The organism is Actinomadura kijaniata NBRC 14229 (genome assembly GCF_001552175.1).
GTDB lineage: Bacteria > Actinomycetota > Actinomycetes > Streptosporangiales > Streptosporangiaceae > Spirillospora > Spirillospora kijaniata.
Genome location: NZ_BCQR01000036.1, coordinates 14,781 through 40,832, shown reverse-complemented (window position 1 = coordinate 40,832; position 26,052 = coordinate 14,781). Strand labels below are relative to the sequence as shown.

Sequence of the window (26,052 nt, the reverse complement as noted above, 5' to 3'; positions counted from 1 at the left end):
GTCATGGCTACATGTGACCATGTGAAGGACCTCCCCGACGCCGCCCCGGAACCGCGCACGCCGCAGGGTTGCGAGGAGTGCCTTCGGGACGGCACCCGCTGGGTGCACCTGCGGTTGTGCCTGACATGCGGGCACGTGGGGTGCTGTGACTCCTCGCCGCAGCGGCACGCCACCCGCCACTTCCACGACAGCCGCCGGGAGGATCCCGCGCACGCGGTCGTCCGGTCGTTCGAGCCGGGCGAGGACTGGCGCTGGTGCTTCGTCGACGAAATGATCGTCTGATGGCCCAGGTGCGGCTGGGCACCCCCGCCGGCCGGTGGATCCTGCTGGCCACCGTGCTGGGCTCCAGCGTGGCGATGCTCGACGCGACCGTGGTGAACGTGGCGCTGCCGAGGCTGGCCGACGAGCTGGGCGCCGACATGGCCGGGTTGCAGTGGACGGTCAACGCCTACACGCTGGCGCTGGCCGGGCTGATCCTCCTCGGCGGCGCGCTGGGCGACCGGTACGGGCGGCGCCGGGTGTTCGTGATCGGCGTGGTGTGGTTCGCGGTGGCGTCGCTGCTGTGCGGGCTGGCGCAGAACGTGCCGATGCTGGTGGCGGCCCGCGCGTTGCAGGGCGTGGGCGGGGCGCTGCTGACCCCCGGCTCACTGGCGATCATCCAGGCGTCGTTCGCGCCCGACGACCGGCCGCGCGCGGTCGGGGCCTGGTCGGGGCTGGGCGGCGTGGCGGGCGCGATCGGGCCGTTCGCCGGGGGCTGGCTGGTGGAGGCGGCGGGCTGGCGCTGGGTGTTCCTGCTGAACCTGCCGCTGGCGGCGGTGGTGGTGCTGGTGGCGGTGCGGCACGTGCCCGAGAGCGTCGATCCCGGTACGCACGGCCGGTTCGACGTGCTGGGGGCGGTGCTGGCGGCGGCCACGCTGGCCGGGACGACCTACGCGCTCACCGAGGGGCCCGCGAGCGGGTTCGGCGCGGCCGTGGCGGCGGCGACGGCCGTGGGGCTGCTGTCGGCGGTGGCGTTCTGGTGGGTGGAACGGTCCCGGGGCCGCGCGGACGGAACGCGTGACCGGGCGCGCGCGGACGGCCGGGAGATCCCGCCGATGCTGCCGCTGGGCCTGTTCGGGTCGCGGCAGTTCTCGGCGGTCAACGCGGTGACGTTCCTGGTCTACGGCGGCATGAGCGTGATGTTCTTCCTGCTGGTGCTGGACCTCCAGGTCGTGGCCGGGTTCTCGCCGGTCGCGGCCGGCACGGCGCTGCTGCCGGTGACGGTGCTGATGCTGCTGCTGTCGTCGCGCGCCGGGGCGCTGGCGCAGCGGATCGGGCCCCGGCGTCCGATGGCGGTGGGGCTGCTGGTCGCGGCGGCCGGGATGCTGATGGCGAGCCGGTTCGGGCCCGAGACCTCCTACGTGCGGGACGTGCTGCCCGCGGCGGTCGTGTTCGGGCTGGGCCTGTCGGCGATGGTCGCGCCGCTGACCGCGACGGTGCTGGCGTCGGCCGACGAGCGGCACGCCGGGATCGCCAGCGGCGTCAACAACGCGGTCGCGCGGGCGGCGGGCCTGCTGGCGGTCGCGGCGGTCCCGCCGCTGGCGGGGCTGACCGGCGACGCCTACCGGGATCCCGGGCGGTTCGCCGACGGCTACCAGGCGGCGTTGACGGTGTGCGCGGTGCTGCTGGTGGCGGGGGCGGCGCTGACGTTCGCCGCCGTGCGCGACGACGTGCTGCGCGCCGCCCCCGCCGCGAAGGAGCCGCAGTGCCGTAGTCACTGCGCGGTCGGGGCCCCGCCGTTGGAGCCCGCCCGGGCTAGCGCGCCCGGAGGGGCGCCGCCGACGGGTGCGTCCAGTCCCCGTCCAGCGGGGTGACCGAGACGTAGTCCTGGGCGAGGGCGGTGGTGTCGGCGTTGCGGACCGGCTCGGGCTCGGTGGAGAGCCGCCCGCCGATCACGTACTGCCCGTCGCCCGCCGGGGTGTAGGTCAGGGTGAACTGCGCGGTCCTGCCGAGGCGGGTGTGCCTGGTGCCCCTGGGCCCCGCCTCGGTGATCGGGTAGTTGACGTTCAGGGCGGTGCCGGGCGGCAGCACCGCCCGCCCGTCGGACGCGCGCCGCAGTCTGGCGATGAGGTCGGCGGTGTACCGCGCGGTGGCCGGGAACGTCCGGAGCGTCGCCTCGTTCCCGGCCCTCGGGTCGTACTCGGTGCTGACGGCGATGGCGGGGATCCCGCGTTCCAGCGCGGTGATCGCCGCGCCGACGGTGCCGGAGTGGTTGGCGACCGTGCCGGTGTTCTGGCCGAAGTTGGTGCCCGACACCACCAGGTCGGGCGCGCGGTCGGCGAACACCACGGCCAGGGCGAAGTAGACGCTGTCGGCGGGGGTGCCGCCGACCGACCAGACGCCGGGCGACTCCTGCCGGGCGGCCAGCCGCGCGCCGAGGGTGGCGGTGATCGCGGCGCTCCGGCCGGACTGGTCGGTGGCGGGCGCGACGACGGTGACCCGGTGCCCGGCGTCGGTGAGGGCCTGCCGGACGGCGGCCAGGCCGGGCGCCTGGTAGCCGTCGTCGTTGGTGAGCAGGATGTTCAGCGGGGCGGGGGCGCGGTGCCGGGGCGCGGCCGTCCCGGCGGACGCGGTCTCGGCGGAGGCGGTGGCGGGCGCGGTGGCGGGCGCGGCCAGGGCGAGGGCGGGCAGCGCGGCCAGGGCCAGGATGGTCCGGGGGCGGGGGCCGGCTCGTGTCATGGGACACCTCACGGGGGCTGGGTCCGGCGGCCGGTGGGGACCGGTGCGCCGGGCCGGTGAGCGTTGCCTGCAAATCTCCGGGCCTATTCCGGCTATGTCCAAGACCGGATCGGTTCGTTGTCATACGGTCAGGGCATGAATCTGCGGCAGCTCCGCTACGTCGTGGCCACCGCCGACCACGGCACGATGACATCGGCGGCCCAGGCGCTGTACGTCGCCCAGCCCGCGCTGTCGCGGGCCGTCCGCGAGCTGGAACGCGAGCTCGGTGTGGAGCTGTTCGCCCGTTCGGGGCGGGGCGTGGTGCTCACCGCGGTCGGCGAGCAGGTCGTCCGCCAGGCGCGGGTGGCGCTGGACGCGGTCGACGCGATCGAGGGCCTGTCGGTGGCGCGGGCCAACGGCCGCGGCGGTGAGCTGCGCATCGCCACCACCTCCTCCCTGGAGCCGGAGCTCACCGGCCGGCTCATCCCCCGCTTCGCCCGCGACCAGCCCGCGGTGCGGGTGCGGGTGGTGCGCTGCGACGGCCGCGACCACGTCGCCGCCGCGCTGCGCGCGGGCCGCGCCGACCTGGCGCTGACCGACCTGCCGGTGCCCGGCGACCTGGCGGCCCACCCCTTCGAGCAGCGCGAGGTCGTGCTGATCTCGCCGCCGGCGCTGAAGCTGCGCGACCCGGTGCCGCTGACGGCGCTGGACGGGATGCGGCTGGTGCTGCCGGCGCGCGGCAGCGCCCGCCGCGCCGAGATCGACGCGATGCTGGACCGGGTCGGGGCGCGGGTGGTCCCGGCGGTGGAGTCCGACGAGCGCGGCTCCTGGCTGGGCTGGGTGCGCGCCGGGATGGGCTCGCTGGTGTGGTACCGCAACCAGATCGACGACGCCGAGGGGCTGGTGGTGCGGTCGTTCATGCCGCCGATCACCCGGATGATCGGGCTGGTGCACCCGCACCGGCATCTGCCTCCGGTGGCGCGCGACTTCCTGGCGTTCGCCAAGGAGACGGCCCGGGAGACGCGGGAACGCAAACCGCACTGAACGCCCCGCTCCGTCCATCTGCCATGATCGGCGTTGTGGGAGCGACACACGCGTTGTGGCTGTTGGCGGTACCCGTCTGCGCGCTGGGGGTGGCCGCGCTGGCCCGCCGGTACGCGCTCTCGACACCGCTGGCGCTGGTGGTCGCCGGACTGCTGGTGTCCCTGGTGCCGGGGGTGCCGGAGTTCAGGCTCGACCCCGAGTTCGTGCTGTTCGTGTTCCTGCCGCCGCTGCTGTTCTCGGCGGCGTGGCAGAGCTCCTACTACGACCTGCGGGAGAACCGCCGGCCGATCGGGCTGCTGTCGGTCGGGCTGGTGCTGTTCACCACCCTGGCGGTCGGGTACACGGCGCACCTGCTGGTCCCGGACCTGCCGCTGGCGGCGGCGCTGGCGCTGGGCGCGATCGTGGCGCCGCCGGACGCGGTCGCCGCCGTCAGCGTCGCCCAGCGCCTGGGGCTGCCCCGGCGGGTGGTGACGATCCTGGTCGGCGAGAGCCTGTTCAACGACGCCACCGCGCTGACGGCGTTCCGGGTGGCGCTGGCGGCGGCGGTCGGCGCGGGCTTCACCCTGGCCGACGGGATGGGGCGGTTCCTGTTCGCGGCCGGGGTCGGCGCGGCGGTGGGGCTACTGCTGGGGCCGCCGCTGCACTGGCTGCGGACCCGGCTGAACGACCCGCTGGTGGAGAACTCGGTGGTGGTCGTGGCTCCGTTCGCCGCGTACCTGACGGCCGAGGCGGTGCACGCCTCCGGAGTGATCGCGGTGGTGGTGAGCGGGCTGTACCTGGGACACCGCTTCACCGAGTCGCCCGCGGTGAGCCGGCTGATCGGCCACTCCTTCTGGAAGGTCATGGTCTTCCTGCTGGAGTCGGTGGTGTTCCTGCTGATCGGGCTCCAGCTTCCGTCGGTGCTGGAGGGACTGTCCGGGTACGGGTGGGGCTCGCTGACCTGGTGGGCGCTGGCGGTGTTCGCGGTGACGGTCGTCGCCCGGTTCGTGTGGGTGTTCACGGGATACCTGCCGTTCCGGCTGACGCCCGCGGGGCGCCGCCGTCCCCGGACGCTCGACTGGCGCGCCAAGGTCGTGGTGTCGTGGGCGGGCATGCGCGGGGTGGTGTCGCTGGCGGCGGCGTTCGCGGTGCCGGCCACCGTCGCGGGCGGCGCGCCGTTCCCCGGCCGCGACCTGATCGTCTTCCTGACGTTCACCACGGTGCTGGGCACCCTGCTGGTGCAGGGGCTGACGTTCCCGCCGCTGATCCGGTGGCTGGGCGTGGCCGCCGAGCGGGAGCGCTACGAGGACAGCGTGGCCGAGGCGGGCGCCCAGCACGCCGCCGCCAACGCGGCGATGGCGCGGCTGGAGGAGCTGGCCGCCGACACCGGCGACATGCTGGACCCGACGGTGGTGGAGCGGCTGCGGGCGATGGCCGAGCACCGGCAGATGCGGGCGTGGGAACGGCTGGGCGGTGGCACCGGCCCGGAGGGCGAGGAGGTGCCGACCGCCGTCTACCGGCGGCTGCGCCGGGAGATGCTGGCCGCCGAACGCGCGACGCTGGTGCGGATGCGGAACGAGCGCCGCATCGACGACGAGGTCCTCCAGCGGATGCTGCACGAACTGGACCTGGAGGAGGCCGCGCTCAACCGCGACTGACCCGTGTTCCCGGGCCCCGGGCGGGGGTGAACAGCTCCCCCAGCAGGTCGGCGGCCTGCGCCGGGGCGCGCGCCTCCAGGTGCACCGCCGGGCCGTCCAGATGGAGCCGGAAGTCGAAGAACGGGCAGCACCGCTGCTCGTCGGCGGCGAGCGCGGCCAGTGCGGCGACGCGGTCGGCGGGCAGGGTGACCCGCACGCCCCCGTCGATCTCCCGCGGCTCGGCGCCGTCCAGAATCTGCCGCCACCGGCCGACCCGCTCGGCCACCGCCTCGCCGGTCAGCGAGCAGGCCACCGGGACACCGCGCCACCGATCCCCCTGCTCCTCCGGGGCGAGGAGGCCGCACCGCGGGTCGCACCGGCCCGAGCGGTCGGGCAGGGCGTCCAGGTGGGCCAGCGCCCGCCGCAGCGAGGCGGTGAAGGCCGCCAGTTCGGCGATGCGGGCCTCGGCCTCGCCCAGCCGGGCGGCCACGCGCGGCCGCAGGTCGGCCTTGACGTCCGCGCAGGCGCCGGTGGCCCACACCCGCAGCAGCTCGGCGATCTCCTCCAGGGGCAGCCCCAGTCGCTTGGCCTCGCGGATGAACGCCAGCCGCTCCACCGCGTCCCGGCCGTAGAGGCGGTACCCCGACGGGGAGCGCTCGGCCGGGAGCAGTCCCGCGGTGTCGTAGAAGCGCAGCGTGGTGGCCGGGACACCGGTCCGTTCGGCGAGCTGGGAGATCCGCATACCGTCCATACCCCCGACGGTAGGCCTTCGACCCGGCTCGAAGGTCAAGCCCGCGGGCCGTCCCGCCGGCGGGGGTTCGCGGCGGTCAGTTCCCGTTCAGCGGCTTGTCCGGGAGCTCGACGGCGTAGGACTCCTTCACCACGTCCAGGTGGTGCCACGACTCGCGGACGGTCGCGCCGGGGATGGCGCGGATGGCGTCCAGCACCGCGACCAGCTCGGCGCGGGAGGCCGCCTCGGCCTGCCCGACGATGTCGTAGCGGCCGAACCCGGTCGCCAGGTAGCGCACGCCCTCCTGCTCGGCGACGGCCTCGGCGACCCGGCGCAGTCCCCCGGTCACCACCAGCCCGAACCCGCCCAGCTCGGCGGCGCCGAGGGCGTGCGGGTCGGCCAGGCCGGTGACCTGGATGACCCCCGAGCGCATCAGCCGCACCACCCGGGCGCGGGTCGCGGCCTGCGACAGCCCGATGATCTGCGCGAGCCTGGTGTAGGGGGCGCGGCCGTCGCGCTGCAGCTCCTGCAGCAGCCGCCAGTCGATGTCGTCGAGGGTGATGTCGCCCAGTTCGCGCACCACCGCGTGGGTGTCGCGCACCGTCGACACCGAGCGGAACACCTCGGCCGACCGCACGCCGGGCACCGACCGGATCTGGTCGATCTCGGCGGCCAGGGCGGCGTCGTCGCGGGTGCGGACCTGGACGACCAGGTCCTGGGGTCCGGCGGTGAGCGCGGTGAAGCTGACGGCGGGGCGCTCGGCGATGGCGGCGGCGACCTCGCGGGCCGACCCGGTGACCGTGACCGACACGTGCCCCACGGCCTCGGCCCCGACGACCGCGGCGTGCACGATGCCCACGACGCGGACGACCCCCGTTTCGAGAAGGTTCTGCACGCGTGCCCGCACTGCCGTGCGGGAAAGCCCGACCCGGTCGGCGAGGGCCTGGAAGGTGGCCCTGCCATCCCGCTGGAGCTCGCGGACGAGCACGGCGTCGACCGCATCCAGCACGGCTGTCCTCCTCGACATCCCTTGAAGATCGTTTTGTCGCAACTGCAAGATCATTCCATTTCGGGGCGGTATCCCGTCAAATATTGATCCTGCTCGTGTTCGGCGCGGCGCGCCGCCGTCGAAGCGTCGGCGAAAAGTCCGTTGGGCGCCGAATAGGGGGCCCTGCCACGCGGTGCGGGAACGCAACGCGCACGCCCCTGCCCCCGGGGCGGATCGGGGCCCGCGGGGCATCGGCGGCGAGGGGGGTGGCGATGGTCACTCCGGCCGCGCCCGCACGGGCGCGGAAAGGCAGCCTTCACCGGGCCTGCCAGCGTGACCTGCATGCGCGTCTCCCCGGTGTTCTGCTGTGCCGCCTCTACGGGCGCACGTCCGTCCGCGCGAGGCACATGTAAGAAAAGTGCATCGGGGGCGCTGCGACGTCAAGAGGTAACTTTACAGAGAGCCAACCCTGCCGTGGCCATCGATTCCGCCGCTCGGCGGGGTCGCGCAGGTCAGCGACGTCCGCCGGCCGCGACCGTTCGATCTTCGTAGCGGTGCGTGCTTGGTCACAGCACCCTGGGGTATGGCTCACAATGTACGGTGGCCCAGCCACTCCTGATCGCGATTGGTGTGTAAGACAGCCGTGCGACTGCTGAATGGTGAGCACAACGCTCACGACCTCACCTACAACGACGTCTTCATGGTCCCCAACCGCTCCTCGGTCGGGTCCCGCCTGGAGGTCGACCTGGCCACCTTCGACGGCAGCGGGACGACCGTCCCGCTCGTCGTCGCGAACATGACGGCGGTGTCGGGCCGCCGCATGGCCGAGACGATCGCGCGGCGCGGCGGCATCGCCGTCATCCCGCAGGACATCCCGGTCGACGTGGTGTCCGACGTCATCGGCTGGGTGAAGCAGCGTGACCTGGTCGTCGACACCCCGATCACCCTGGCGCCCACCTCCACCGCGGGCGAGGCCCTGGCGCTGCTGCCCAAGCGCGCCCACAACGCCGTGATCGTCGTCGAGGACGACCGACCGGTCGGCGTGGTCACCGAGGCCGACTGCCACGGCGTGGACCGCTTCGCCCAGCTGCGCGACATCATGTCCAGCGACCTGGTGACGCTGCCCGCCGGGGTCGACCCGCGCGAGGCGTTCAACCGGCTGCACGAGCGCGGCCACCGCCTGGCCCCGGTCGTGGACGGCGACGGGCGGCTGGTCGGCGTCCTGACCCGCACCGGCGCGCTGCGCGCCACCCTGTACAAGCCCGCCGTGGACGCCGAGGGCCGGCTGCGCGTCGCCGCGGCGGTCGGCGTGAACGGCGACGTGGCCGGCAAGGCCAAGGCGCTGCTGGAGGCCGGGGCCGACCTGATCGTGGTGGACACCGCGCACGGCCACCAGGAGAAGATGATCAGCGCGCTGGGGGCGGTCCGCGGGCTGGACCCGCAGGTGCCGATCGTGGCCGGCAACGTGGTCACCGCCGAGGGCACCCGCGACCTGATCGAGGCCGGGGCCGACATCGTCAAGGTCGGCGTGGGCCCGGGCGCGATGTGCACCACCCGCATGATGACCGGTGTGGGCCGCCCGCAGTTCTCGGCCGTTCTGGAGTGCGCCGCCGAGGCGCGCCGCCTGGGCCGGCACGTCTGGGCCGACGGCGGGGTGCGCCACCCCCGCGACGTGGCCCTGGCGCTGGCGGCGGGCGCGGCCAACGTGATGGTCGGCTCCTGGTTCGCCGGGACCTACGAGTCGCCCGGCGACCTGCAGCGCGCCGCCGACGGCCGCCTGTACAAGGAGAGCTTCGGCATGGCCTCGGCCCGCGCGGTCCGGCTGCGCACCGCCGAGGACTCGCCGTTCGACCGGGCGCGCAAGGCGCTGTTCGAGGAGGGCATCTCGACCTCCCGGATGTTCCTGGACCCGCAGCGTCCGGGCGTGGAGGACCTGATCGACTCGATCGTGGCGGGACTGCGCTCGTCGTGCACCTACGCGGGCGCGCGCGACCTGGAGGAGTTCCACGACAAGGCCGTGGTCGGCATCCAGGGCTCGGCCGGTTACGCGGAGGGTATGCCGCTGGCCACCAGTTGGTAGCGGAGCCGCACGTTTTCTCCCAGGACGCCGTGGTCGCGCTGTCGGCCGCGGCGTCCGGCCGTCCACCCTTGCCCTCCAGGGGCGACGGTGGGGGCCGCCGCCCCTGAGGGGGGCGGCACATGTACGACGGCGGACCCATCCGCGCGCGCCTGGAAGCACCACGACCGGCCGGGGACGGAACCGGACCCGAGGAACCGGATCTCGACCCGATCCCGCCGTGGTGGGCGCGCTCGCGCCGCTCTCCCGCCCTGCCGCGGCTGGCCGAGGCGCTGGCGCTGACCGCGCTGTCGGTCGTGATGCCGGGCCTGGCGCACCTGCGGGCCGGACGGGTCCGCGCCGGGGCGGCGCTGCTGACCGGGTACGCCCTGACGCTGACCGCCCTCGCCGTCGCCGCCGGGCGCGCCCGGGAACGGCTGCTGGAGCTGCTGGTGAGCCCGGAGTGGCTGGCGGGGCTGATCGCCGGGTGCGCGGTGGCCGCCGTCGCCTGGGTCGCGCTGGTGGCGCGCTCGTACGCGGTGCTGCGCCCGGCCGCGCTCTCGGCGCGGGAGCGGCGGGCGGGCCGGGTCGCGGTGGCGGCGCTGTGCGCGCTGGCGCTGGCGCCGCCGCTGACCGTCGCGCGCTACGGGCAGCTCCAGCGGGACCTGGTCGGCAGCGTCTTCGCCGACGACCCCGCGGCCACCGCCCCCGACGCCGTTCCGGCCGCCCCGCCCGCTCCCCCGGCCGACCCCCTGCGCCGTCTGGAGCGGCTGAACGTCCTGCTGGTGGGCGGGGACGCCGACGTGGGCCGTCCCGGCGTCCGCACCGACAGCATGACGGTGGCCAGCATCGACACCCGCACCGGCGACACCGTCCTGCTGAGCCTGCCGCGCAACCTGCAGAACGTCCCGGTCTGGTCGGGCCGCCGCCGCGTGCCGTTCCCCCGCCGCGAGCTGCTGAACGCCGTCTACCAGCACGGCCTGACCCATCCGGGGCTGGTGGGAGGCGGGGCCCGCAACCCCGGGGCCGAGCTGCTCAAGCGGACCGTGGGCCACATCCTGGGCCGCCGCGTCCACTACTACGCGATGGTCGACATGCGCAGCTTCCGGCAGATCGTCGACGCCGTCGGCGGGGTGCGGGTGTGCGTGGACCGCGCGGTGCCGGTGCCCCGGCAGCAGATCCCCGGCGGGGTGCTGCGGCCCGGCTGCCGCAGGCTGAACGGCCGCGAGGCGCTGTGGTACGGGCGCTCGCGGACCGGCGGCGACGACTACGGCCGGATGGGCCGCCAGAAGTGCCTGATGTGGGAGATCGCCCGGCAGGCCGGCCCCTGGACGGTGCTGCGCAGCTTCCAGCGGCTGTCGCGGGTGTTCCGGTACTCGGTCAACACCGATCTGCCGCGCGGGACGCTGCCGCACCTGGTCGCGCTGTCGGCGAGGATCAGGAACGCGCGGGTCACGAGCCTGCAGTTCGTGCCGCCGCTGGTGTCACCGGCCCGGCCGGACTATCCGGCGATCCGGCGCACGGCGGAGCGAATGATCGAAAACCGGGGGTCGGCCGTGCGTACCCGGGCCCGATTGCATATCCTGAACCAAAGCTGCACCTGACAACACCACAGCTCGTATTCGGTCGACTACCACGCAACCCTTACCCGGTTTTGCGCGTCCATAATGTAGTTCGGAGCCTGAAATCACCGTGCGTGGGGGATCGGAGCGTACATGGCGAGTCGATCGGCCGAGCGTACCCAGGAGGAGAGGGACGCCGACCGCAGCACCAGCGACGACTCCGGGCTGCCCCGCGCGCTGGGGTTGACCCTCGCGTCCGCGCTGGTGTGGGGGGTGGCCCATCTGGCCACCGGCCGCCGGCTCACCGGAGGCCTGCTGCTCGCCCTGTACGCGACGCTGGGCGCGGCCGGAGTGGTCGCCTGGACGGTGTTCCAGGACGACCTGCGGCAGCTGGCGGTCCAGCCGGACTGGATCACCGGGCTCTCGGCCGGGTTCCTGGTGCTGGGCCTGGTCTGGATCACCGTGGTGGTCCGCTCCTACCAGCTGGTCCGGCCGGGCGGGCTGCGGCTGCCGGCCCGCACCGCGGGCGCGGCGGCGGTGGCGGTGCTGTGCTTCGCGGTGGCCGTCCCGGTCTCGTGGGCGGCGCACCGCACCTACCTGTACCAGGACGCGCTGAGCAGCATCTTCCGCGTCGGCGGCGCCAACGGCCGCCAGGTCGACACCCGGGACCCGTGGAACGGGCAGTCGCGCGTGAACGTGCTGCTGCTCGGCGGCGACGCCGCCCGCAACCGGGAGGGCGTGCGCACCGACAGCATGACCCTCGCCAGCGTCGACACCCGCACCGGCGACACCGTCCTGCTGAGCCTGCCGCGCAACCTGGAGAGGTTCCAGATGCCGCCGGGCCCGGCCCGCGACCGGTTCCCCTACGGCTTCACCGGGGACGGACCCGAGACGCCGGGGCTGCTCAACGAGGTGTACCAGTACGCCGAGGACCACCCCGACATCATTCCCGGGGTGCCCAAGAACAGCCGGGGCCCCGAGCTGCTCAAGGCGACGATCAGCGGGATCCTCGGGCAGCGGGTGGACTACTACATCCTGGTCGACATGTTCGGCTTCGCCGACCTCATCGACGCGATGGGCGGGGTGAGGCTGCGCATCCCCGAGCCGATCCCCTACGGCACCGACGGCGGGGTGCTCCAGCCGGGGCACCGGACGCTGAAGGGCAAGGAGGCGCTCTGGTACGGGCGCTCGCGCACCAACAGCGACGACTACACGCGGATGGGCCGCCAGAAGTGCCTGCTGCGGGCGATCGCCCAGCAGGCCGACCCGCAGACGGTGCTGACCAAGTTCGACCGGCTGGCGGCGGCGGCCAAGCGGACCCTGTCGACCGACATCCCGCAGGAGCTGCTGCCGGCGCTGGTGCGGCTGTCGGGCAAGGTCAAGAACGGGGCGCGGATCGACAGCCTGCAGTTCGTGCCGCCGCTGATCGCCACCGGCTCCCCGGACTTCGCGCTGATCCGCCGGCTGGCCGCCCAGGCCGTCAGCAAGCAGGAGGCGGGCGCGACGTCCTCCCCCTCGGCCACCCCCTCCCCCTCGGCGTCCCCCTCGACCTCGGCGTCCGCGTCGCCGGGCCCGTCCCGGACGCCGCGCGCGGACCGGACGCCGGCCGGGAAGCGCGCCTCCGACGCCAAGCCGGTGTCGCTGGACGCGACCTGCCCGTCCTGACCGTCCTGACCGTCCTGACCGTCCTGACCGCCCTGACCGGTGGTCCGGGCGCGACGGGCGGCCCGCGGCGTGCCGGCGTGCCGCGCCGGGAACGCTCCCTGACGTGAACCGCGCGCTCCGGGCCCGCCGGGTGGTGAACCTGGTCAACCTGTCGACCCCGCTGGGGCTGCTGCTGGGAGCGGTGGGGACGCGGGGCCGGGACACGGTGCGGGCCCCGGGCGGGCTGCTGGTGCGGGGCGGGTACCGGCTGCCGTTGCCGGACGCCCCGGCGTTCACGGTGGGCAACGTGATCCTGGTGCGCGGCGCGGCGGGCGACCTGCTGGCGCGTCCGGCGCTGCTGCGGCACGAAGGGCGGCACGCCACGCAGTACGCGTTCTGCCTGGGTCCGGTGATGCCGGTGGCGTATCTGGTGTGCGCGGGGGTGTCGTTGCTGCTGTGCGGCGACCACGCCTCCTACAACCCGTTCGAGCGGCTGGCGGGCCTGGAGGAGGGCGGTTACCGGCGGCGTCCGCCCTGGTTCGCCCGGCGGTGAGCCGGATCGGCGGTGTGCGGGCCGGTCCGGGAAGGGGGGATCATGGAAGGGAACGTCCTCAGGCGGAAAGGCGGACCGAGTGCCCCAGATCCAGGGTTGTGAGGCCTTCCACGTGGCGATGCCGCGCGGCAGGCGGCCCGAGAGCATCCTGGTACGGGTGACCGGCGACGACGGTGTGGTGGGCTGGGGCGAGGTCGCCCTGATGGACCGTTCCGACGGGCCGGGGGTGTGGGCCGACCTCACCGAGCGGATGGGCCCGGCGCTGATCGGGCTGGAGTGGGAGCGGCCCGAGGACGTGTCGGCGGCGGCCGAGCTGGGCGGCAGGGGCGCGGCGGCGGCCGTGGACACCGCCTGCTGGGACCTGTGGTGCCGGACGCGGGGGCTGCCGCTGGCGCACGCGCTGGGCGGCACCCGCACGTCGCTGGTGACGGGCGCGCGGATCTCGCCCGAGCCGATCCTGGACACGGTCGCCGAACGGGTGAACCGGGCGGTCGGCGCGGGCCACACGCGGGTGACGGTGGAGGTGCGGCCGGGCTGGGACATCGAGCCGGTCCGGGTGGTCCGGGAGGCGTTCCCGGCGCTGGCGGTCGTGGCGGACGCGGGGCACGCCTACCGGGAGACGCCCGAGCACCTGGCGGCGCTGGAGGCCCTGGACGGCTACGGGCTGCTGGCGATCGAGCGGCCCTTCCCCGCCGGGGACCTGGCCGCGCACGCCCGTCTGCAACGGCGGACCGGCACGGCGGTGGGCCCGGCGATCGGGGACCTGGACACCCTGGAGGCGGCGGTCGCGCTGGAGGCGGGCCGGGTGCTGGACCTGCGGATCGACCTGCTGGGCGGGCTGACCGCCGCGCGCGGCGCGCACGACCGCGCCTACGCGGCGGGCTGGGACATCTGGTGTACCGGGCCGGGCGCGTTCGGGATCGGGCAGGCGGCGACGGTGGCCCTGGCGGCGATGCCGGGGGTGACGCTGCCGAGCGACGTGACCGACCCGGCGGGCGGCCCGGTGTTCGTCACTCCCCCGGTCCGCTCCTCCGGCGGGGTGGTCGGGGTCCCGCTGACCCAGCCGGGTCTCGGGCACGAGGTCGACGAGGAGCGCATCGAGCGGCTGGCGAGCCGCCGCATGCGCCTTCCGGTCTGATGCCCGGCACGGTGCCCGCCCCGGTCTGGGTGGTGGCGGGCCCGCCGGGCGGCGGCAAGACGACGGTGGCGGACCTGCTGCTGGCGCGGCTGGACCCGACGCCCGCGCTGCTGGACAAGGACACGATGTTCGGGTCGTTCGTGGCGGCCGTCCTGGCGGCGGGGGGCCGTGACCCGGGCGAGCGCGAGGGCCCCTGGTACGACGAGCACGTCAAGCGGCACGAGTACGCGGGCATGACGGCCACGGCGGCGGAGATCCGGTCCCACGGCTGCCCGGTGCTGCTGAGCGGCCCGTTCACCGCCCAGATCCGTGACCCGGAACGCTGGGCGGCGTGGGCGGCGGAGCTGGGCGGCCCGCCGGTGCGCCTGGTCTGGATCCGCACGGACCCCGCGACGCTCCGGCACCGGCTGAGGGCCCGCGGCCTGCCCCGGGACGCGGGCAAGCTGGCGGCGTTCGAAGCGTTCGTGGAGCGGATGCGCCCCGAGGAGCCGCCGCCGGTCCCGCACCGGGAGGTCGACAACCGCCTGACCGCGCCGGCGCCGTTGGCGGCGCAGGTCGAGGCGCTGGTCGCCGATCGGTAGGGCGGCTCAGTAGCTCCTGGGCAGGCCCAGGGAGTGCTGGGCGACGAAGTTGAGGATCATCTCGCGGCTCACCGGGGCGATGCGCATCAGGCGGACCACGCCCGCCAGCATGCCGACGCCGTACTCGGTGGTCAGGCCGTTGCCGCCGTGGGTCTGGATGGCCTGGTCGACGCAGTGGATCGCGGCCTCGGCGGTGGCGTACTTGGCCATGTTGGCGGCCTCGCCCGCGCCCATGTCGTCGCCGGAGTCGTACAGCCAGGCGGCCTTCTGGGCCATGAGCCGGGCCAGCTCCAGCTCGATCTTGGCCTGGGCGAGGGGGTGGGCCAGGCCCTGGTGGGCTCCGATCGGCGTCTTGAAGACCTGGCGGTCGTTGGCGTAGCGCACGGCCTTGCCGAGGGCGAGGCGGCCGATGCCCGCGCCCATCGCCGAGGCCATGATCCGCTCGGGGTTCAGGCCCGCGAACAGCTGGAGCAGGCCGCCGTCCTCGTCGCCGACCAGGGCGTCGTAGGGCAGGCGGACGTCGTCGAGGTGGCAGACGAACTGCTTCTCGGGCGAGACGATCTCCATCTCGATCGGCGTCCGGGTGAAGCCGGGGGTGTCGGTCGGCACGATGAACAGGGAGGGCCGCAGGTTGCCCTTCTGGTCGGCGGTGCGGGCGACGAACAGCACCGCGTCGGACTCGTCGACGCCGGAGATGAACGTCTTCTGCCCGTTGACGATCCAGCCGTCGCCGTCGCGGCGGGCGGTGGTGGTGATGCGGTGGGCGTTGGAGCCGGCGTCGGGCTCGGTGATCGCGAACGCCATCTTGACCGACCCGTCGGCGAACCGCGGCAGCCAGTGCTTCTTCTGCTCCTCGGTGCCGGAGCGGGCGATGATGGTGGCGCAGATGGCCGGGGAGACCACCATCAGCAGCAGGGGGCACCCGGCGGCGGCCAGTTCCTCGCAGACGGCGGCCAGGTCGCCGATGCCGCCCCCGCCGCCGCCGTACTCCTCGGGGACGTTGACGCCGAGGTAGCCGAGGCGGCCCGCCTCGTTCCACAGCTCGTCGGTCTTCTCCCCCGCCCTGGCCTTGGCGACGTAGTAGTCCACGCCGTACTTGGACGCCAGCTCGGCGACGGCGGCGCGCAGGGCGCGCCGCTCCTCGGACTCGATGAAGCTCACTGGGGTGTTCCTTCCGCGATGACGGCGAGGACCGCTCCGGCCTCGACCTGCTGACCGGCGGTGACGGGAAGTTCGGCGACGGTCCCGGCGGCGGGGGCGGCGATGCGGTGCTCCATCTTCATCGCCTCCAGCACCAGGAGGGTCTGGCCCTCGGCGACGGTCGCGCCGGGCCCGGTCTCGACGCGCACGACGGTGCCGGGCATGGGGGCGAGCATCGAGCCGGGGGCGACCAGGTCGCTGGGGTCGGCGAAGCGGGGCACCGCGCGCAGCGCGACCGGGCCGAGGGCGGAGTCGACGTACACGCGGTCGCCCACGGTGTGGACCGCGAACGCGCGGCGCACGCCGGCGTGGTCGACGACCACGCCGGTGGGGGTGGCCTCGACGAGGGTGACGCCGGGGTGGCCGTCGGCGCGCAGGCCGTCGCGGGTGTGGCGGTAGGCGACCTCGATCGCCCCGCCGGGCCCCTCGTAGGTCCTGCGCTGCGGCTGGGAGGGGACGTTGCGCCAGCCGGACGGCAGCCCGCCGAGGACGGGGGCGGCGGCGCGGTCGGCGGCGGCGCCGGCGAGGGCGGCGGCCAGCGCCGACAGCTCCACCGCCGCGGCGTCGGCGAGCGGGGCGGCGAGGACGTCCAGGCCGACCTGGTCGAGGTAGCCGGTGTGGGTGTCGCCGGCCTGGAAGGCGGGCTCGGCCATGATGCGGGCGAGCAGGTCCCGGTTGGTGGTGACGCCGTGGATGCGGGCGCCGGTGAGCGCGGCGCGCAGGCGCCGGATCGCGGCGGCGCGGGTCGGGCCGTGGGCGATGAGCTTGGCCAGCATGGGGTCGTAGTGGACGCCGACCTCGCTGCCGGACTCCACGCCGCTGTCCAGGCGCAGCCCGTGCCCGGCGGGGACGGTGAACGCGGCGTCCACGCCGGGGATCGCGAAGGCGTGCAGCGTTCCGCTGCCGGGCCGCCAGTCGGCCGCGGGGTCCTCGGCGTACAGGCGGACCTCGACGGCGTGGCCGCGCGGCCGCGGGGGCGAGGCGGGCAGCCGCGCCCCCTCGGCGACCTCGATCTGGAGGCGGACCAGGTCCAGGCCGTAGACGCACTCGGTGACGGGGTGCTCGACCTGGAGGCGGGTGTTGACCTCCAGGAAGAAGAAGCGGCCGTCGGCGGCGAGCATGAACTCCACGGTTCCCGCGCCGGTGTAGCCGATGGCCCGGGCGGCGTTCACGGCGGCCTCGCAGAGCTCCGCGCGCAGGGCGTCGCCGACGGCGGGCGACGGGGCCTCTTCGATGATCTTCTGGTGGCGGCGCTGGACCGAGCACTCGCGTTCGCCGAGCGCCCAGACGGTGCCGTGGGCGTCGGCGAGGATCTGCACCTCGATGTGGCGGGCGCGTTCCAGCAGCGGTTCGCAGAACACCGCCGGGTCGCCGAACGCCGACCGGGCCTCGCGGCGCGCGGCGGCGACGGCGTCCGGCAGGTCGGCGAGGGTCCGTACGACCCGCATGCCGCGTCCGCCGCCGCCCGCCGACGCCTTGACCAGGATCGGCAGGTCGCTCTCGGTGACGGCGCCGGGGTCGAGCTCGGGCAGCACCGGGACCCCGGCGGCGGCCATCAGCTTCTTGGCCTCGATCTTGGAGCCCATCGCGGCGATGGCGTCCGGCGGCGGGCCGACCCAGGTCAGCCCGGCCTCGGCGACGGCGCGCGCGAAGCCGGCGTTCTCCGACAGGAACCCGTAGCCGGGGTGGACGGCGTCGGCCCCGGCGGACCGGGCGGCGCCGATCAGCAGGTCGGCGCGCAGGTAGGTGTCGGCGGGCGCGGCGCCGGGCAGCCGCACGGCGGCGTCCGCCTCGGCGGCGTGCGGGGCGTCCCGGTCGGCGTCGGAGAACACCGCGACGGTGCCGATTCCCAGGTCGCGGCAGGTGCGGAAGACACGGCGGGCGATCTCGCCGCGGTTGGCCACCAGCAGATTGTTGATCATCAGCTCACATCCGGAAGACGCCGAAGCCGTCGGCTCCGCGCACGGGCGCGTTGTGGACGACGGACAGGCACAGGCCGAGGACGGTGCGGGTGTCGCGCGGGTCGATCACTCCGTCGTCGTAGAGCCGCCCCGACAGGAAGAACGGCAGCGACTCGGCCTCGATCTGCGCCTCGACCATCTCCCGCATGGCGCGGTCCTGCTCCTCGTCGTAGGCCTGGCCGCGCGCCTGGGCGGCCTGCCGGGCGACGATCGACAGCACGCCCGCGAGCTGCTGCGGGCCCATGACGGCGGACTTGGCGCTCGGCCAGGTGAACAGGAAGCGGGGGTCGTAGGCGCGGCCGCACATGCCGTAGTTGCCCGCGCCGTAGGAGGCCCCCATGACCACGGTCAGGTGCGGCACCCCGCTGTTGGCCACCGCGTTGATCATCAACGCGCCGTGCTTGATGATCCCGGCCTGCTCGTACTCGCGGCCGACCATGTAGCCGGTGGTGTTGTGCAGGAACAGCAGCGGGGTGTCGGCCTGGTTGGCGAGCTGGATGAACTGGGCGGCCTTCTGGGCCTCCTCGCCGAACAGCACGCCCTGGGCGTTGGCGAGGACGCCGATCGGGTAGCCGTGCAGCCGCGCCCAGCCGGTGACCAGGCTCGTCCCGTACAGCGGCTTGAACTCGTCGAACTCGGAGGCGTCCACGATCCGGGCGAGCACCTCGCGCGGGTCGAAGGGGACCTTCAGGTCCTCCGGGACGATGCCGGCCAGCTCCTCGGCGTCGTACAGCGGCTCGCGGACCGGGCCGGGCGCGGGACCGAGCTTGCGGTGGTTGAGCCGCCGGACGATCTGGCGGCCCAGGCGCAGCGCGTCGTGCTCGTCGGCGGCCATGTAGTCGGCGAGGCCGGAGGTGCGGGCGTGCATCTCCGCGCCGCCGAGGGACTCGTCGTCGGACTCCTCGCCGGTCGCCATCCTCACCAGCGGCGGGCCGCCGAGGAACACCTTGGCGCGCTCCTTCACCATGACGGTGTGGTCGCACATGCCGGGGATGTAGGCGCCGCCGGCGGTGGAGTTGCCGAACACCAGCGCGATCGTGGGGATCCCGGCGGCTGACAGGCGGGTCAGGTCGCGGAACATCCGCCCGCCCGGAATGAAGATCTCCTTCTGGGAGGGCAGGTCCGCGCCGCCGGACTCCACGAGGTTGATGACCGGGAGCCGGTTCTCCAGGGCGATGTCGGAGGCGCGGAAGCTCTTCCTGACCGTCCAGGGGTTGCTGGCGCCGCCGCGCACCGTCGGGTCGTTGGCGACGATCATGCATTCGACGCCCTCGACGACGCCGATGCCGGTGACGACGCTCGCGCCGACCGGGAAGTCGCTGCCCCAGGCGGCCAGCGGGCTGAGCTCCAGGAACGGCGAGTCGGGGTCCAGCAGCAGTTCGATGCGCTCGCGGGCCAGCAGCTTGCCGCGCTTCCGGTGCCGGGCGACGTACTTGTCGCCGCCGCCGGCCAGGGCCTTGGCGTGCTCGGCCTCCAGGTCGGCGAGCCGGGCCAGCATCGCCGCGCGGCGTTCCCGGTACTCGGGGCTGTCGGGGTCGAGCGTGCTCTTGAGGGTCAAAGGACGGCCTCCGGGATGTCGACGAGGCGGGACCGCAGCCACTCCCCGAGGGCCTTGCCCTGCGGGTCGAAGCGGGTCGAGGCGGACACTCCCTCCTGCAGCAGCCCTTCGACGACGAAGTTGACGGCGCGGAGGTGGGGCAGGACGTGGCGGGTGACCCGGTGCTCGCGGGTCTCGGGGAGCAGCCCGGTGAGGCGGTCGGCGGTCAGGAACGCCTCCAGCCAGCGCCACTGGGCGTCGGTGCGGGCCCACACGCCGATGTTGGCGTCGCCGCCCTTGTCGCCGCTGCGGGCTCCGGCGACGCGGCCGAGCGGGGCGCGGACGGTCGGTCCGGGCGGCGGCGCCGGGGCCGGGACGTCCTCGGGCTCCGGCAGCGGCGCGGTGACCGGGGCGGGCGGGATGACCGTCCGTTCGCCGTCCGGCAGGACCGCGACGTGCTCGATCTCCCCGTTCGGCACGAACGCGGGCGCATAGACCCCGTACGGGCTCCCCCTGCCCGGCGGCGACGTCATCGTGAACCCCGGGTATCCGGCGAGCGCCAGTTCCACGGCCGCCCCGCTGAACGCCCGCCCGACCCGGTCGGCGTCGGGGTCCAGCACCGCGCACCGCAGCAGCGCGGTCGCCGCGCCCTGGGTGGCGGGGTCGGGCGCGGCGGCGCCGATCAGGGTCCACTCCACCCGCGCGGGCCGCCGGTCGCCGAACGCCGCCTCCACCTGCTCCCGGGCGAACGCGGCCTTGGCCTCGACGTCCAGCCCGGTCAGCACGAACGTCATCTCGTTGCGGTGCCCGCCCAGGTGGTTGAGGCAGACCTTGGTGGTGGGCGGCGGGGGCGTCCCGCGCACCCCGCCGATCGCGACGCGGTCGGGCCCGTCCGGGCGGAGCCGGATCGTGTCGAACCGGGCCGTCACGTCCGGTCCCGCGTAGTGGGGCGGGCCGATCTCGTACAGCAGCTGCGCGGTGACGGTCTCGACGGTGACGGCGCCGCCGGTGCCCTCGTGCTTGGTGACGACGCTGGAGCCGTCGGGGTGGATCTCGGCCAGCGGGAAGCCCGGCGGCTTCCCCCGGTGGATCTCCCGGAAGAAGGCGTAGTTGCCGCCGGTGGCCTGCGCGCCGCACTCCAGCACGTGCCCGGCGACCGTGGCCCCGGCCAGGGCGTCCCAGTCGTCGCGGGCCCAGCCGAAGTGCGCGGCGGCCGGGCCGACCACCAGCGAGGCGTCGGTGACGCGCCCGGTCACGACGATGTCGGCCCCGGCGCGCAGGCACTCGGCGATGCCCCAGGCGCCGAGGTAGGCGTTGGCGGTGAGGGGCCGCCCGTACCGGGAGCCGGCCAGGCCGAGCTCCTCCGCGCGCGGCAGCAGGTCGTCGCCCTCGACGTGGGCGACCCGCACCGGGACGCCGAGGCGGTCGGCGAGCTCCCGGAGGCGGTCGGCCAGGCCGCGCGGGTTGAGCCCGCCCGCGTTGGCCACGATCTTCACGCCGCGTTCGGCGGCCAGCCCGAGGGTGTCCTCCATCTGCCGCAGGAACGTGGTCGCGTACCCGCCGCCGGGGTCCTTCAGCCTCCCGCGGCCGAGGATCAGCATGGTGAGCTCGGCGAGGTAGTCGCCGGTGAGGACGTCCAGCGGGCCGCCCTCCAGCATCTCCCGGACGGCGGTGAGGCGGTCGCCGTAGAAGCCGGAGGCGTTGCCGATCCGCAGCGGTGGGCTCATGGCTGAACCATGGCAGTCCACCCCGAAAAAATCAATCGTGCTTGATTTTTTCTTGGCGACGCGGTCTGGTTGACTGGGACGCCACCCGAACCGAGGACGCGATGACCACCGATGCGACGGCCCCCCGGGCCCTCCCCCGCGAACCGCGCCAGGACCGCAGCCGCGCCACCCGGCGGCGGCTGCTGGAGGCGGCCGTCGACTGCCTGGCGTCGGCGGGCTGGGCCGGGACGACCGTCGCCGTCGTCGCCGAGCGCGCCGGCGTGTCGCGCGGCGCGGCCCAGCACCACTTCCGCACCCGCGAGGAGCTCGTCACCGCCGCCGTCGAGTACGGCGCCGACGTGCGCATGACGCAGATGCGCGAACGCCTGCGCGCGCTCGCCGACCGCCGCCTGTCCACGCTGGAGGTCCTGGAGCTGCTCGGCGAGATGTACACCAGCCCGCTGTTCCGCGCGGCGCTGCAGCTGTGGGTGGCGGCCAGCTCGGACGAGGCGTTGCGCGCCCAGGCGGTGCCGCTGGAGACCCGGGTCGGCCGGGAGGCGCACCGGCTCACCGTGGAGGCCCTGGGGGCGGACGAGTCGGTGCCGGGGGTGCGCGAGACCGTCCAGGCGACGCTGGACCTGATGCGCGGCCTCGGCCTGGCGGACCTGCTCACCGACGACTCGGCGCGGCGCTCCCGGCTGCTGCGGCAGTGGGCCGTGACGCTGGACCTGGCACTCGGCGAGGAATGTCGGAGCCCCGGGCGATAATCCGCGCCATGGCGACTTGGGAACAGTTCGAGAGGGAGGCCGGCGACCTCGCCGCGACCGTCCGGGCACGCTTCGAGGCGGCCGAGACCCACGTGCTGGCGACGCTCCGCAAGGACGGGTCGCCCCGGGTGAGCGGCACCGAGGTCGACTTCCGGGGGCCGGACCTGTCGTTCGGCTCCATGCTGAACGCCGTCAAGGCGCGCGACCTGCGGCGGGACGGCCGCTGCGCGATCCACGCGCACCCGGCCAAGGACGGCGACGCCAAGGTCGCCGGGATCGCCGTGGAGGTCACCGATCCGGAGGAGAAGCGGCGCTACACCACCGGGAGCGAGCCTCCCGGCGGCTTCCACGCCTTCCGCCTCGACCTGCGGGAGGCGGTGCTGACCGGCGTCGAGGGGAACGAGATGGTCATCCGCCTGTGGCGGCCGGGCCGTCCGGTGGAGACGTTCCGGCGGACGTGAGGCGGGCGGCGGCCTTGTAACGGTCGGCGAGCTCGTCCAGGTACCCGCGCAGCTCCGGCGGGTCCAGCACGGTGAAGCCGACGCCGAGGCCGCCCAGGAACCCGGCGAGGTTGTGCAGCGTGTCGGAGCCGGTCTCCAGCACGCACCCGTCCGCGCCGTCGGCGTGCAGCAGCCCGGCGGCCGGCGGGAGCATGCCCGCGATCGTCTCGGCGGAGGCGTGCAGCCGCACCCTCGCCGGGTACCGCCAGGCGCTGGAGCTCGTGCCGCGGATGACGCGGGCGACGGCGTCCTCGTCGGGCATCTCCCGGGGCGTGAACCGCGGCCCGTTCGGGACGCGCGGGCGGATCCGGTCGGCGCGGAAGGTCCGCCAGTCGCCCCGGTCCGGATCCCAGGCCAGCAGGTACCAGCGGTGCCCGGTGTAGACGAGGCGGTGCGGCTCGACGTCGCGCACGCTCGCGCCCCCCTCGTGGCCGACGTAGTCGAACCGCAGCCGCACCCCGTCCCGGACCGTCCCGGCGATGGCCGTGAGGGTCTCGGCGTCCACGGTGGGCCCGCGCCCGCCCACCGCGACGGTGGCCGCGCCCAGCGTGTCGACGCGGTGCCGCAGCCGCGACGGCAGCATCCGCCGCAGCTTGGTCAGCGCCCGCAGCGAGGTCTCCTCGATCCCGGTGACGGTGCCGCCCGCCGCCGCGTGCAGCCCGACCGCGACCGCGACGGCCTCCTCGTCGTCCAGCAGCAGCGGCGGCAGCGCCGCGCCCGCGCCCAGCCGGTACCCGCCCGCCGTCCCCGTCGTCGAGCCGATCTCGTACCCCATGATCCGCAGCCGCTCGACGTCGTTGCGGACCGTCCGGGTGGTCACGCCGAGCCGCGCGGCCAGCTCGTTGCCCGACCAGACCGGCCGGGACTGAAGCAACGACAGCAACCGCAGCAGCCGAACCGATGTCTCCAACATGGCCCAAGCCTGCCATCCCTTGAGGAAACGCACGTTCCGCAAGGCCGCCTAACGTGGTGCCCATCAGCCGGAACGAAGGGAACAGCACATGCTGCGAGGAATGGCCACCATCAACATCTGGGCCGACGACGTGGAGGAGGCGGGCCGCTGGTACGCCGAGTTCCTGGGCATCCAGGCGTACTTCCGGCGTTCCAACCCCGACGGCACCACGGCCTATCTGGAGTTCCGCGTCGGGGACTACGAGCACGAGCTCGGCATCATCGACAGCCGCTACGCCCCCACCCGGACGGCGCCCGGCGGCGCGGTCACGCACTGGCACGTCGACGACCTGGAGGCGGCGGTGGCCCGGCTGCTGTCACTCGGGGCCAAGGAGCACATGCCGGTCACCGAGCACGGCGAGGGCTTCGTCACCGCCTCGGTGGTCGACCCGTTCGGCAACGTCCTCGGCGTCATGCGCAACGTCCACTACCTGGAGATCCTGGAGCGGACCGGCCCGGCCTGAACGGCGGAAAAGGACGCCTCCGTCCCGCGTCGCGGGGCGGAGGCGTCCTTTTCCGTTGTTCTGTTTTCGGGTTCAGTTGTTCTTGATGGCGTCGGCGAGCCGGCGGAAGATGCCGAACTCGACGAACACCTTGGGACCCTCGGGGTCCTTGCTGTCGCGGATGGCGACGACACCGGGCACGGCGGCGACCTCCACGCAGTTGCCGCCGTTCTCGCCACTGCGGGCACCCTTCCGCCACGTGGCGCTGCTCAGGTCCATAGTTCCTCGATCACCTTTCTTACGGCGTCTCGCGACATGTCAACGGGCAGTGCCCTGCCTCTCAGCGACCGCAGTGACCGGGCGATCCCCGAGAGGTCCTGGGGGTCGTCCGACGTGATCCCCCGCACGACCGTCTCGAGGTACGCCACCTCGCTCCGGTCCTCCATGGTCGCGACCACGAACGCGCCGCCCGTCCCCGCCGGGCGGCCGTCGTTCACGACGATCTGAACGGTGACGTTGGGAAGCGCGCTCACCTCGACCAGGTACTCCAGCTGCTCCCGCATCACCTCCCTGGAGGTGACCAGGTTGCGCAGCGCGGTCTCGCTGATGAGCGCGACGAGGGCGACCGGGTTCTCCGGCCGGGTGAGGATGCGCTGGCGCGCCAGCCGCGCCTCCAGCGCCTCGTCGGAGCCGAGGAACGCGCGCGCGTAGTTCGGCGTCTGGAGCAGGCCCGGGATGATGGTGTGCTCCCAGGTGGTCAGCTCGGCGGCCTGGCTCTCGACCTCGGGCCAGTCGAACCAGGTCGGGTAGGCGGCCTCCTTCACCAGGTCGTGCCAGAGCGCCACCAGCTCCCCCCGCGCCTCCAGCTCACGGTCCATGATCTCGACGAACTCGAGGGTGCAGCGGGTGCGGCCGTTCTCGATGGCGCCGATGTACTGGTACTTGACGCCGGCGCCGTTGTTGGCGCGTGCGGCGCACGCCTCCTGGGTCCAGTGCTTCGCCTCGCGGTAACTGCGGAACCGCTTGCCGAAGGCGAGCAGGCTGGGGGAAACGGTGGCCTTGTTGCGCTTAGGAGCCATGATCTCGCCCTCTCCTCCCACCAAAGTACGACCCAAGTCGCCCCCAACCAAGAGGGGCCGCACCCACCGAATTGCACCCCCGCACGCTGCGCTTTGTTACACACGGTACCGACATGATGCCTCAATGGTCAGAGAAACTTCGCCTCTCTCGAAGGCACCGGCCATGTCCACAGTGCGCACCTGCCCGCCGCCGCCCGTCCCGCGCGGCGCCCCGGCCACGCTGCTGCTCGCGTCGGCCCCCGAGGCGATCAGGGCCGCACGGGACTTCACCCGCGGCTGGTTCACGGCGAGGGGCTTCCCCGAGGACACGGTCTTCCTGGCGGCCCTGGTGGTGACGGAACTGACCACCAACGCCCATCGGCACGGCTCCCGTCCCGGCGAGGTGATCTCCCTCCACCTGTACCTCGCCGACGCCGGCCCGGTCGTCGAGGTCCGCGACACCAGCACCGCCGCGCCGGCCGTCCATCCCCTCACCCCCGACGGCGTGTCGGGCCGGGGCCTGGCGACGGTCGAGCGCCTGGCGCGCCGCTGGGGCTACCGGCTCCTGGCCTCCGGCGGCAAGACCGTGTACGCCGTGCTGAACGCGACCTGAGGCGCCGCGATGGGGCACCATGGGAGGCGACGAAGGAGCGGACGTCGCCTCACCGCGACCGCGCGGGCGCGACCATCGACCACCCGCGCGCCTACGACCTGCTGTCGCCGCTGTTCCTGGGCGGCCGCCGCCGGGTCTTCCTCGCCCTGAGCGGGCTCGCGGGTCCCCGGCGGGGCCAGCGGATCCTGGACGTCGGCTGCGGGCCCGGGTACTGGACCCGCATGCTCGCCCGCGCCGTCACCCGCGACGGCGAGGTGACCGGCGTGGACCTGTCCCCCGCCATGGTCGCCCACGCCCGCCGCAAGGCCCCGCCGAACTGCTCCTACGCGGTCGGCGAGGCGCAGGACCTGGCGTTCCCCGACGGGCACTTCGACCTGGTGGTCTCCAGCTTCACGCTGCACCACGTCCCGGAACCGGCCCGCCCCTCGGCCGTCGCCGAGATGTCCCGGGTCCTCCGCCCGGGAGGACGCCTCCTGACAGCCGAACTGCGCGCCCCGAGGATCCGCCCGCCGAACGTGTTCCCGCGCTCCGCGGCCCACCACACGCGCGAACACCGGCACGACATCACCGGAGCGCTACCGGAACTCCTGGCCGGCGCCGGTCTCACCGTCGAGCAGGAGGGCGACCTGCGCCCGCTCGTCCACTACGTCACGGCCGTGAAGGCTTAACGCGCGGCTTTGAGGGCAACAGTGTGGTTCGAGATGACG

25 protein-coding genes are annotated in these 26,052 nt (G+C 74.3%); 15 read left to right on the top strand and 10 right to left on the bottom strand.

Going from position 1 to position 26,052, the window contains the following annotated elements; translation table 11 throughout:
* Positions 1-3: 3 nt before the first annotated feature.
* Positions 4-282 (top strand): UBP-type zinc finger domain-containing protein, encoded by a 279-nt coding sequence (locus AKI01S_RS13320; RefSeq protein WP_067815911.1) that lies wholly within the window; start codon positions 4-6, stop codon positions 280-282.
* Entirely contained in the window at positions 282-1,853 is a 1,572-nt protein-coding gene (locus AKI01S_RS13315; protein ID WP_067815908.1) for an MFS transporter, read from the top strand. The genes AKI01S_RS13320 and AKI01S_RS13315 overlap by 1 nt, the downstream gene beginning before the upstream one ends.
* Here the strand turns inward: AKI01S_RS13315 and surE are convergent.
* The gene (surE, locus tag AKI01S_RS13310; protein ID WP_083999488.1) at positions 1,795-2,718 is read right to left on the bottom strand and encodes a 5'/3'-nucleotidase SurE; all 924 of its coding nucleotides are present in this window, start codon (positions 2,716-2,718) and stop codon (positions 1,795-1,797) included. The genes AKI01S_RS13315 and surE overlap by 59 nt on opposite strands.
* Positions 2,719-2,853: 135 nt before the next feature.
* Between surE and AKI01S_RS13305 the strand changes: the two genes are divergently transcribed.
* Both AKI01S_RS13305 and AKI01S_RS13300 read left to right on the top strand, forming a co-directional pair.
* Positions 2,854-3,741: a LysR family transcriptional regulator gene (locus AKI01S_RS13305; RefSeq protein WP_067815905.1), complete on the top strand. Its 888-nt coding sequence runs from the start codon at positions 2,854-2,856 to the stop codon at positions 3,739-3,741.
* Positions 3,742-3,776: 35 nt separating this feature from the next.
* Complete coding sequence (locus AKI01S_RS13300; protein ID WP_245681602.1) at positions 3,777-5,378, top strand: Na+/H+ antiporter; 1,602 nt, start codon at positions 3,777-3,779, stop codon at positions 5,376-5,378.
* On the opposite strand, the gene AKI01S_RS13295 is transcribed toward AKI01S_RS13300, so the two are convergent.
* Positions 5,365-6,108 carry a MerR family transcriptional regulator gene (locus AKI01S_RS13295; RefSeq protein WP_067815899.1) on the bottom strand — a complete coding sequence of 248 codons (744 nt, stop codon included), beginning with the start codon at positions 6,106-6,108 and terminating at the stop codon, positions 5,365-5,367. The two genes, AKI01S_RS13300 and AKI01S_RS13295, sit on opposite strands and share 14 nt — an antisense overlap.
* Positions 6,109-6,184: 76 nt before the next feature.
* Positions 6,185-7,096 carry an Lrp/AsnC family transcriptional regulator gene (locus tag AKI01S_RS13290; protein ID WP_067815897.1) on the bottom strand — a complete coding sequence of 304 codons (912 nt, stop codon included), beginning with the start codon at positions 7,094-7,096 and terminating at the stop codon, positions 6,185-6,187.
* Positions 7,097-7,718: 622 nt separating this feature from the next.
* On the opposite strand from AKI01S_RS13290, the gene AKI01S_RS13285 reads away from it, so the two are divergent.
* The 6 genes from AKI01S_RS13285 (at position 7,719) to AKI01S_RS13260 (ending at position 14,609) form a co-directional block, all read left to right on the top strand.
* The gene (locus tag AKI01S_RS13285) at positions 7,719-9,155 is read left to right on the top strand and encodes a GuaB1 family IMP dehydrogenase-related protein (RefSeq protein WP_067815894.1); all 1,437 of its coding nucleotides are present in this window, start codon (positions 7,719-7,721) and stop codon (positions 9,153-9,155) included.
* Between the two features lie 119 nt (positions 9,156-9,274).
* Positions 9,275-10,735 carry an LCP family protein gene (locus AKI01S_RS13280; RefSeq protein WP_067815890.1) on the top strand — a complete coding sequence of 487 codons (1,461 nt, stop codon included), beginning with the start codon at positions 9,275-9,277 and terminating at the stop codon, positions 10,733-10,735.
* A gap of 111 nt (positions 10,736-10,846) precedes the next feature.
* Positions 10,847-12,358: an LCP family protein gene (locus AKI01S_RS13275; RefSeq protein WP_083999486.1), complete on the top strand. Its 1,512-nt coding sequence runs from the start codon at positions 10,847-10,849 to the stop codon at positions 12,356-12,358.
* Positions 12,359-12,461: 103 nt separating this feature from the next.
* The gene (locus AKI01S_RS13270; RefSeq protein WP_067815886.1) at positions 12,462-12,890 is read left to right on the top strand and encodes a hypothetical protein; all 429 of its coding nucleotides are present in this window, start codon (positions 12,462-12,464) and stop codon (positions 12,888-12,890) included.
* Positions 12,891-12,969: 79 nt separating this feature from the next.
* Positions 12,970-14,028 (top strand): enolase C-terminal domain-like protein, encoded by a 1,059-nt coding sequence (locus AKI01S_RS13265; protein ID WP_067815883.1) that lies wholly within the window; start codon positions 12,970-12,972, stop codon positions 14,026-14,028.
* Positions 14,028-14,609 carry a P-loop nucleotide/nucleoside kinase family protein gene (locus tag AKI01S_RS13260; RefSeq protein WP_067815880.1) on the top strand — a complete coding sequence of 194 codons (582 nt, stop codon included), beginning with the start codon at positions 14,028-14,030 and terminating at the stop codon, positions 14,607-14,609. The genes AKI01S_RS13265 and AKI01S_RS13260 overlap by 1 nt, the downstream gene beginning before the upstream one ends.
* A gap of 6 nt (positions 14,610-14,615) precedes the next feature.
* Here the strand turns inward: AKI01S_RS13260 and AKI01S_RS13255 are convergent, their stop codons facing one another.
* From AKI01S_RS13255 to AKI01S_RS13240, 4 genes are read right to left on the bottom strand one after another with little or no spacing between them, the layout of a single operon-like run.
* Positions 14,616-15,770, bottom strand: a complete 1,155-nt coding sequence (locus AKI01S_RS13255) for an acyl-CoA dehydrogenase family protein (RefSeq protein WP_067815877.1) — start codon at positions 15,768-15,770, stop codon at positions 14,616-14,618.
* The gene (locus AKI01S_RS13250; protein WP_067815874.1) at positions 15,767-17,731 is read right to left on the bottom strand and encodes an acetyl/propionyl/methylcrotonyl-CoA carboxylase subunit alpha; all 1,965 of its coding nucleotides are present in this window, start codon (positions 17,729-17,731) and stop codon (positions 15,767-15,769) included. Before AKI01S_RS13250 ends, AKI01S_RS13255 begins: the two co-directional genes overlap by 4 nt.
* Positions 17,732-17,735: 4 nt before the next feature.
* Positions 17,736-19,268, bottom strand: a complete 1,533-nt coding sequence (locus AKI01S_RS13245; RefSeq protein ID WP_245681606.1) for an acyl-CoA carboxylase subunit beta — start codon at positions 19,266-19,268, stop codon at positions 17,736-17,738.
* Between the two features lie 56 nt (positions 19,269-19,324).
* Complete coding sequence (locus AKI01S_RS13240; protein ID WP_067815869.1) at positions 19,325-21,034, bottom strand: acyclic terpene utilization AtuA family protein; 1,710 nt, start codon at positions 21,032-21,034, stop codon at positions 19,325-19,327.
* 101 nt (positions 21,035-21,135) lie between these two features.
* Between AKI01S_RS13240 and AKI01S_RS13235 the strand changes: the two genes are divergently transcribed.
* Both AKI01S_RS13235 and AKI01S_RS13230 read left to right on the top strand, forming a co-directional pair.
* Positions 21,136-21,780 carry a TetR/AcrR family transcriptional regulator gene (locus AKI01S_RS13235; RefSeq protein ID WP_067815866.1) on the top strand — a complete coding sequence of 215 codons (645 nt, stop codon included), beginning with the start codon at positions 21,136-21,138 and terminating at the stop codon, positions 21,778-21,780.
* An 8-nt stretch (positions 21,781-21,788) separates the two neighbouring features.
* A complete protein-coding gene (locus tag AKI01S_RS13230; RefSeq protein ID WP_067815863.1) occupies positions 21,789-22,241 on the top strand; it encodes a pyridoxamine 5'-phosphate oxidase family protein in 453 nt (150 codons plus the stop codon).
* Here AKI01S_RS13230 and AKI01S_RS13225 read toward each other — a convergent pair.
* Positions 22,189-23,193, bottom strand: a complete 1,005-nt coding sequence (locus tag AKI01S_RS13225) for a helix-turn-helix transcriptional regulator (protein ID WP_067815860.1) — start codon at positions 23,191-23,193, stop codon at positions 22,189-22,191. The genes AKI01S_RS13230 and AKI01S_RS13225 overlap by 53 nt on opposite strands.
* Positions 23,194-23,281: 88 nt before the next feature.
* On the opposite strand from AKI01S_RS13225, the gene AKI01S_RS13220 reads away from it, so the two are divergent.
* Positions 23,282-23,695, top strand: coding sequence for a VOC family protein (locus AKI01S_RS13220; protein WP_067815857.1), 414 nt, complete (start codon positions 23,282-23,284; stop codon positions 23,693-23,695).
* Between the two features lie 72 nt (positions 23,696-23,767).
* On the opposite strand, the gene AKI01S_RS13215 is transcribed toward AKI01S_RS13220, so the two are convergent.
* Both AKI01S_RS13215 and AKI01S_RS13210 read right to left on the bottom strand, forming a co-directional pair.
* On the bottom strand, positions 23,768-23,953 hold the full coding sequence (locus AKI01S_RS13215) for a DUF397 domain-containing protein (protein WP_067815854.1): 186 nt from the start codon (positions 23,951-23,953) through the stop codon (positions 23,768-23,770).
* Entirely contained in the window at positions 23,944-24,753 is an 810-nt protein-coding gene (locus AKI01S_RS13210) for a helix-turn-helix domain-containing protein (RefSeq protein ID WP_067815852.1), read from the bottom strand. Before AKI01S_RS13210 ends, AKI01S_RS13215 begins: the two co-directional genes overlap by 10 nt.
* A gap of 163 nt (positions 24,754-24,916) precedes the next feature.
* On the opposite strand from AKI01S_RS13210, the gene AKI01S_RS13205 reads away from it, so the two are divergent.
* Positions 24,917-25,345 carry an ATP-binding protein gene (locus AKI01S_RS13205; protein ID WP_169813954.1) on the top strand — a complete coding sequence of 143 codons (429 nt, stop codon included), beginning with the start codon at positions 24,917-24,919 and terminating at the stop codon, positions 25,343-25,345.
* Positions 25,282-26,013 carry a class I SAM-dependent methyltransferase gene (locus AKI01S_RS13200; RefSeq protein WP_083999482.1) on the top strand — a complete coding sequence of 244 codons (732 nt, stop codon included), beginning with the start codon at positions 25,282-25,284 and terminating at the stop codon, positions 26,011-26,013. Before AKI01S_RS13205 ends, AKI01S_RS13200 begins: the two co-directional genes overlap by 64 nt.
* Positions 26,014-26,052 lie beyond the last annotated feature (39 nt).

Coding starts and splice junctions, on each gene's coding strand:
- AKI01S_RS13320 (WP_067815911.1), top strand. CDS start 4: ATGGCTACATGTGACCATGTGAAGGACCTCCCCGACGCCGCCCCGGAA.
- AKI01S_RS13315 (WP_067815908.1), top strand. CDS start 282: ATGGCCCAGGTGCGGCTGGGCACCCCCGCCGGCCGGTGGATCCTGCTG.
- surE (WP_083999488.1), bottom strand. CDS start 2,718: ATGACACGAGCCGGCCCCCGCCCCCGGACCATCCTGGCCCTGGCCGCG.
- AKI01S_RS13305 (WP_067815905.1), top strand. CDS start 2,854: ATGAATCTGCGGCAGCTCCGCTACGTCGTGGCCACCGCCGACCACGGC.
- AKI01S_RS13295 (WP_067815899.1), bottom strand. CDS start 6,108: ATGGACGGTATGCGGATCTCCCAGCTCGCCGAACGGACCGGTGTCCCG.
- AKI01S_RS13280 (WP_067815890.1), top strand. CDS start 9,275: ATGTACGACGGCGGACCCATCCGCGCGCGCCTGGAAGCACCACGACCG.
- AKI01S_RS13275 (WP_083999486.1), top strand. CDS start 10,847: ATGGCGAGTCGATCGGCCGAGCGTACCCAGGAGGAGAGGGACGCCGAC.
- AKI01S_RS13260 (WP_067815880.1), top strand. CDS start 14,028: ATGCCCGGCACGGTGCCCGCCCCGGTCTGGGTGGTGGCGGGCCCGCCG.
- AKI01S_RS13250 (WP_067815874.1), bottom strand. CDS start 17,731: ATGATCAACAATCTGCTGGTGGCCAACCGCGGCGAGATCGCCCGCCGT.
- AKI01S_RS13245 (WP_245681606.1), bottom strand. CDS start 19,268: ATGCTGGCCCGGCTCGCCGACCTGGAGGCCGAGCACGCCAAGGCCCTG.
- AKI01S_RS13240 (WP_067815869.1), bottom strand. CDS start 21,034: ATGAGCCCACCGCTGCGGATCGGCAACGCCTCCGGCTTCTACGGCGAC.
- AKI01S_RS13235 (WP_067815866.1), top strand. CDS start 21,136: ATGACCACCGATGCGACGGCCCCCCGGGCCCTCCCCCGCGAACCGCGC.
- AKI01S_RS13230 (WP_067815863.1), top strand. CDS start 21,789: ATGGCGACTTGGGAACAGTTCGAGAGGGAGGCCGGCGACCTCGCCGCG.
- AKI01S_RS13225 (WP_067815860.1), bottom strand. CDS start 23,193: ATGTTGGAGACATCGGTTCGGCTGCTGCGGTTGCTGTCGTTGCTTCAG.
- AKI01S_RS13220 (WP_067815857.1), top strand. CDS start 23,282: ATGCTGCGAGGAATGGCCACCATCAACATCTGGGCCGACGACGTGGAG.
- AKI01S_RS13215 (WP_067815854.1), bottom strand. CDS start 23,953: ATGGACCTGAGCAGCGCCACGTGGCGGAAGGGTGCCCGCAGTGGCGAG.
- AKI01S_RS13210 (WP_067815852.1), bottom strand. CDS start 24,753: ATGGCTCCTAAGCGCAACAAGGCCACCGTTTCCCCCAGCCTGCTCGCC.
- AKI01S_RS13205 (WP_169813954.1), top strand. CDS start 24,917: ATGTCCACAGTGCGCACCTGCCCGCCGCCGCCCGTCCCGCGCGGCGCC.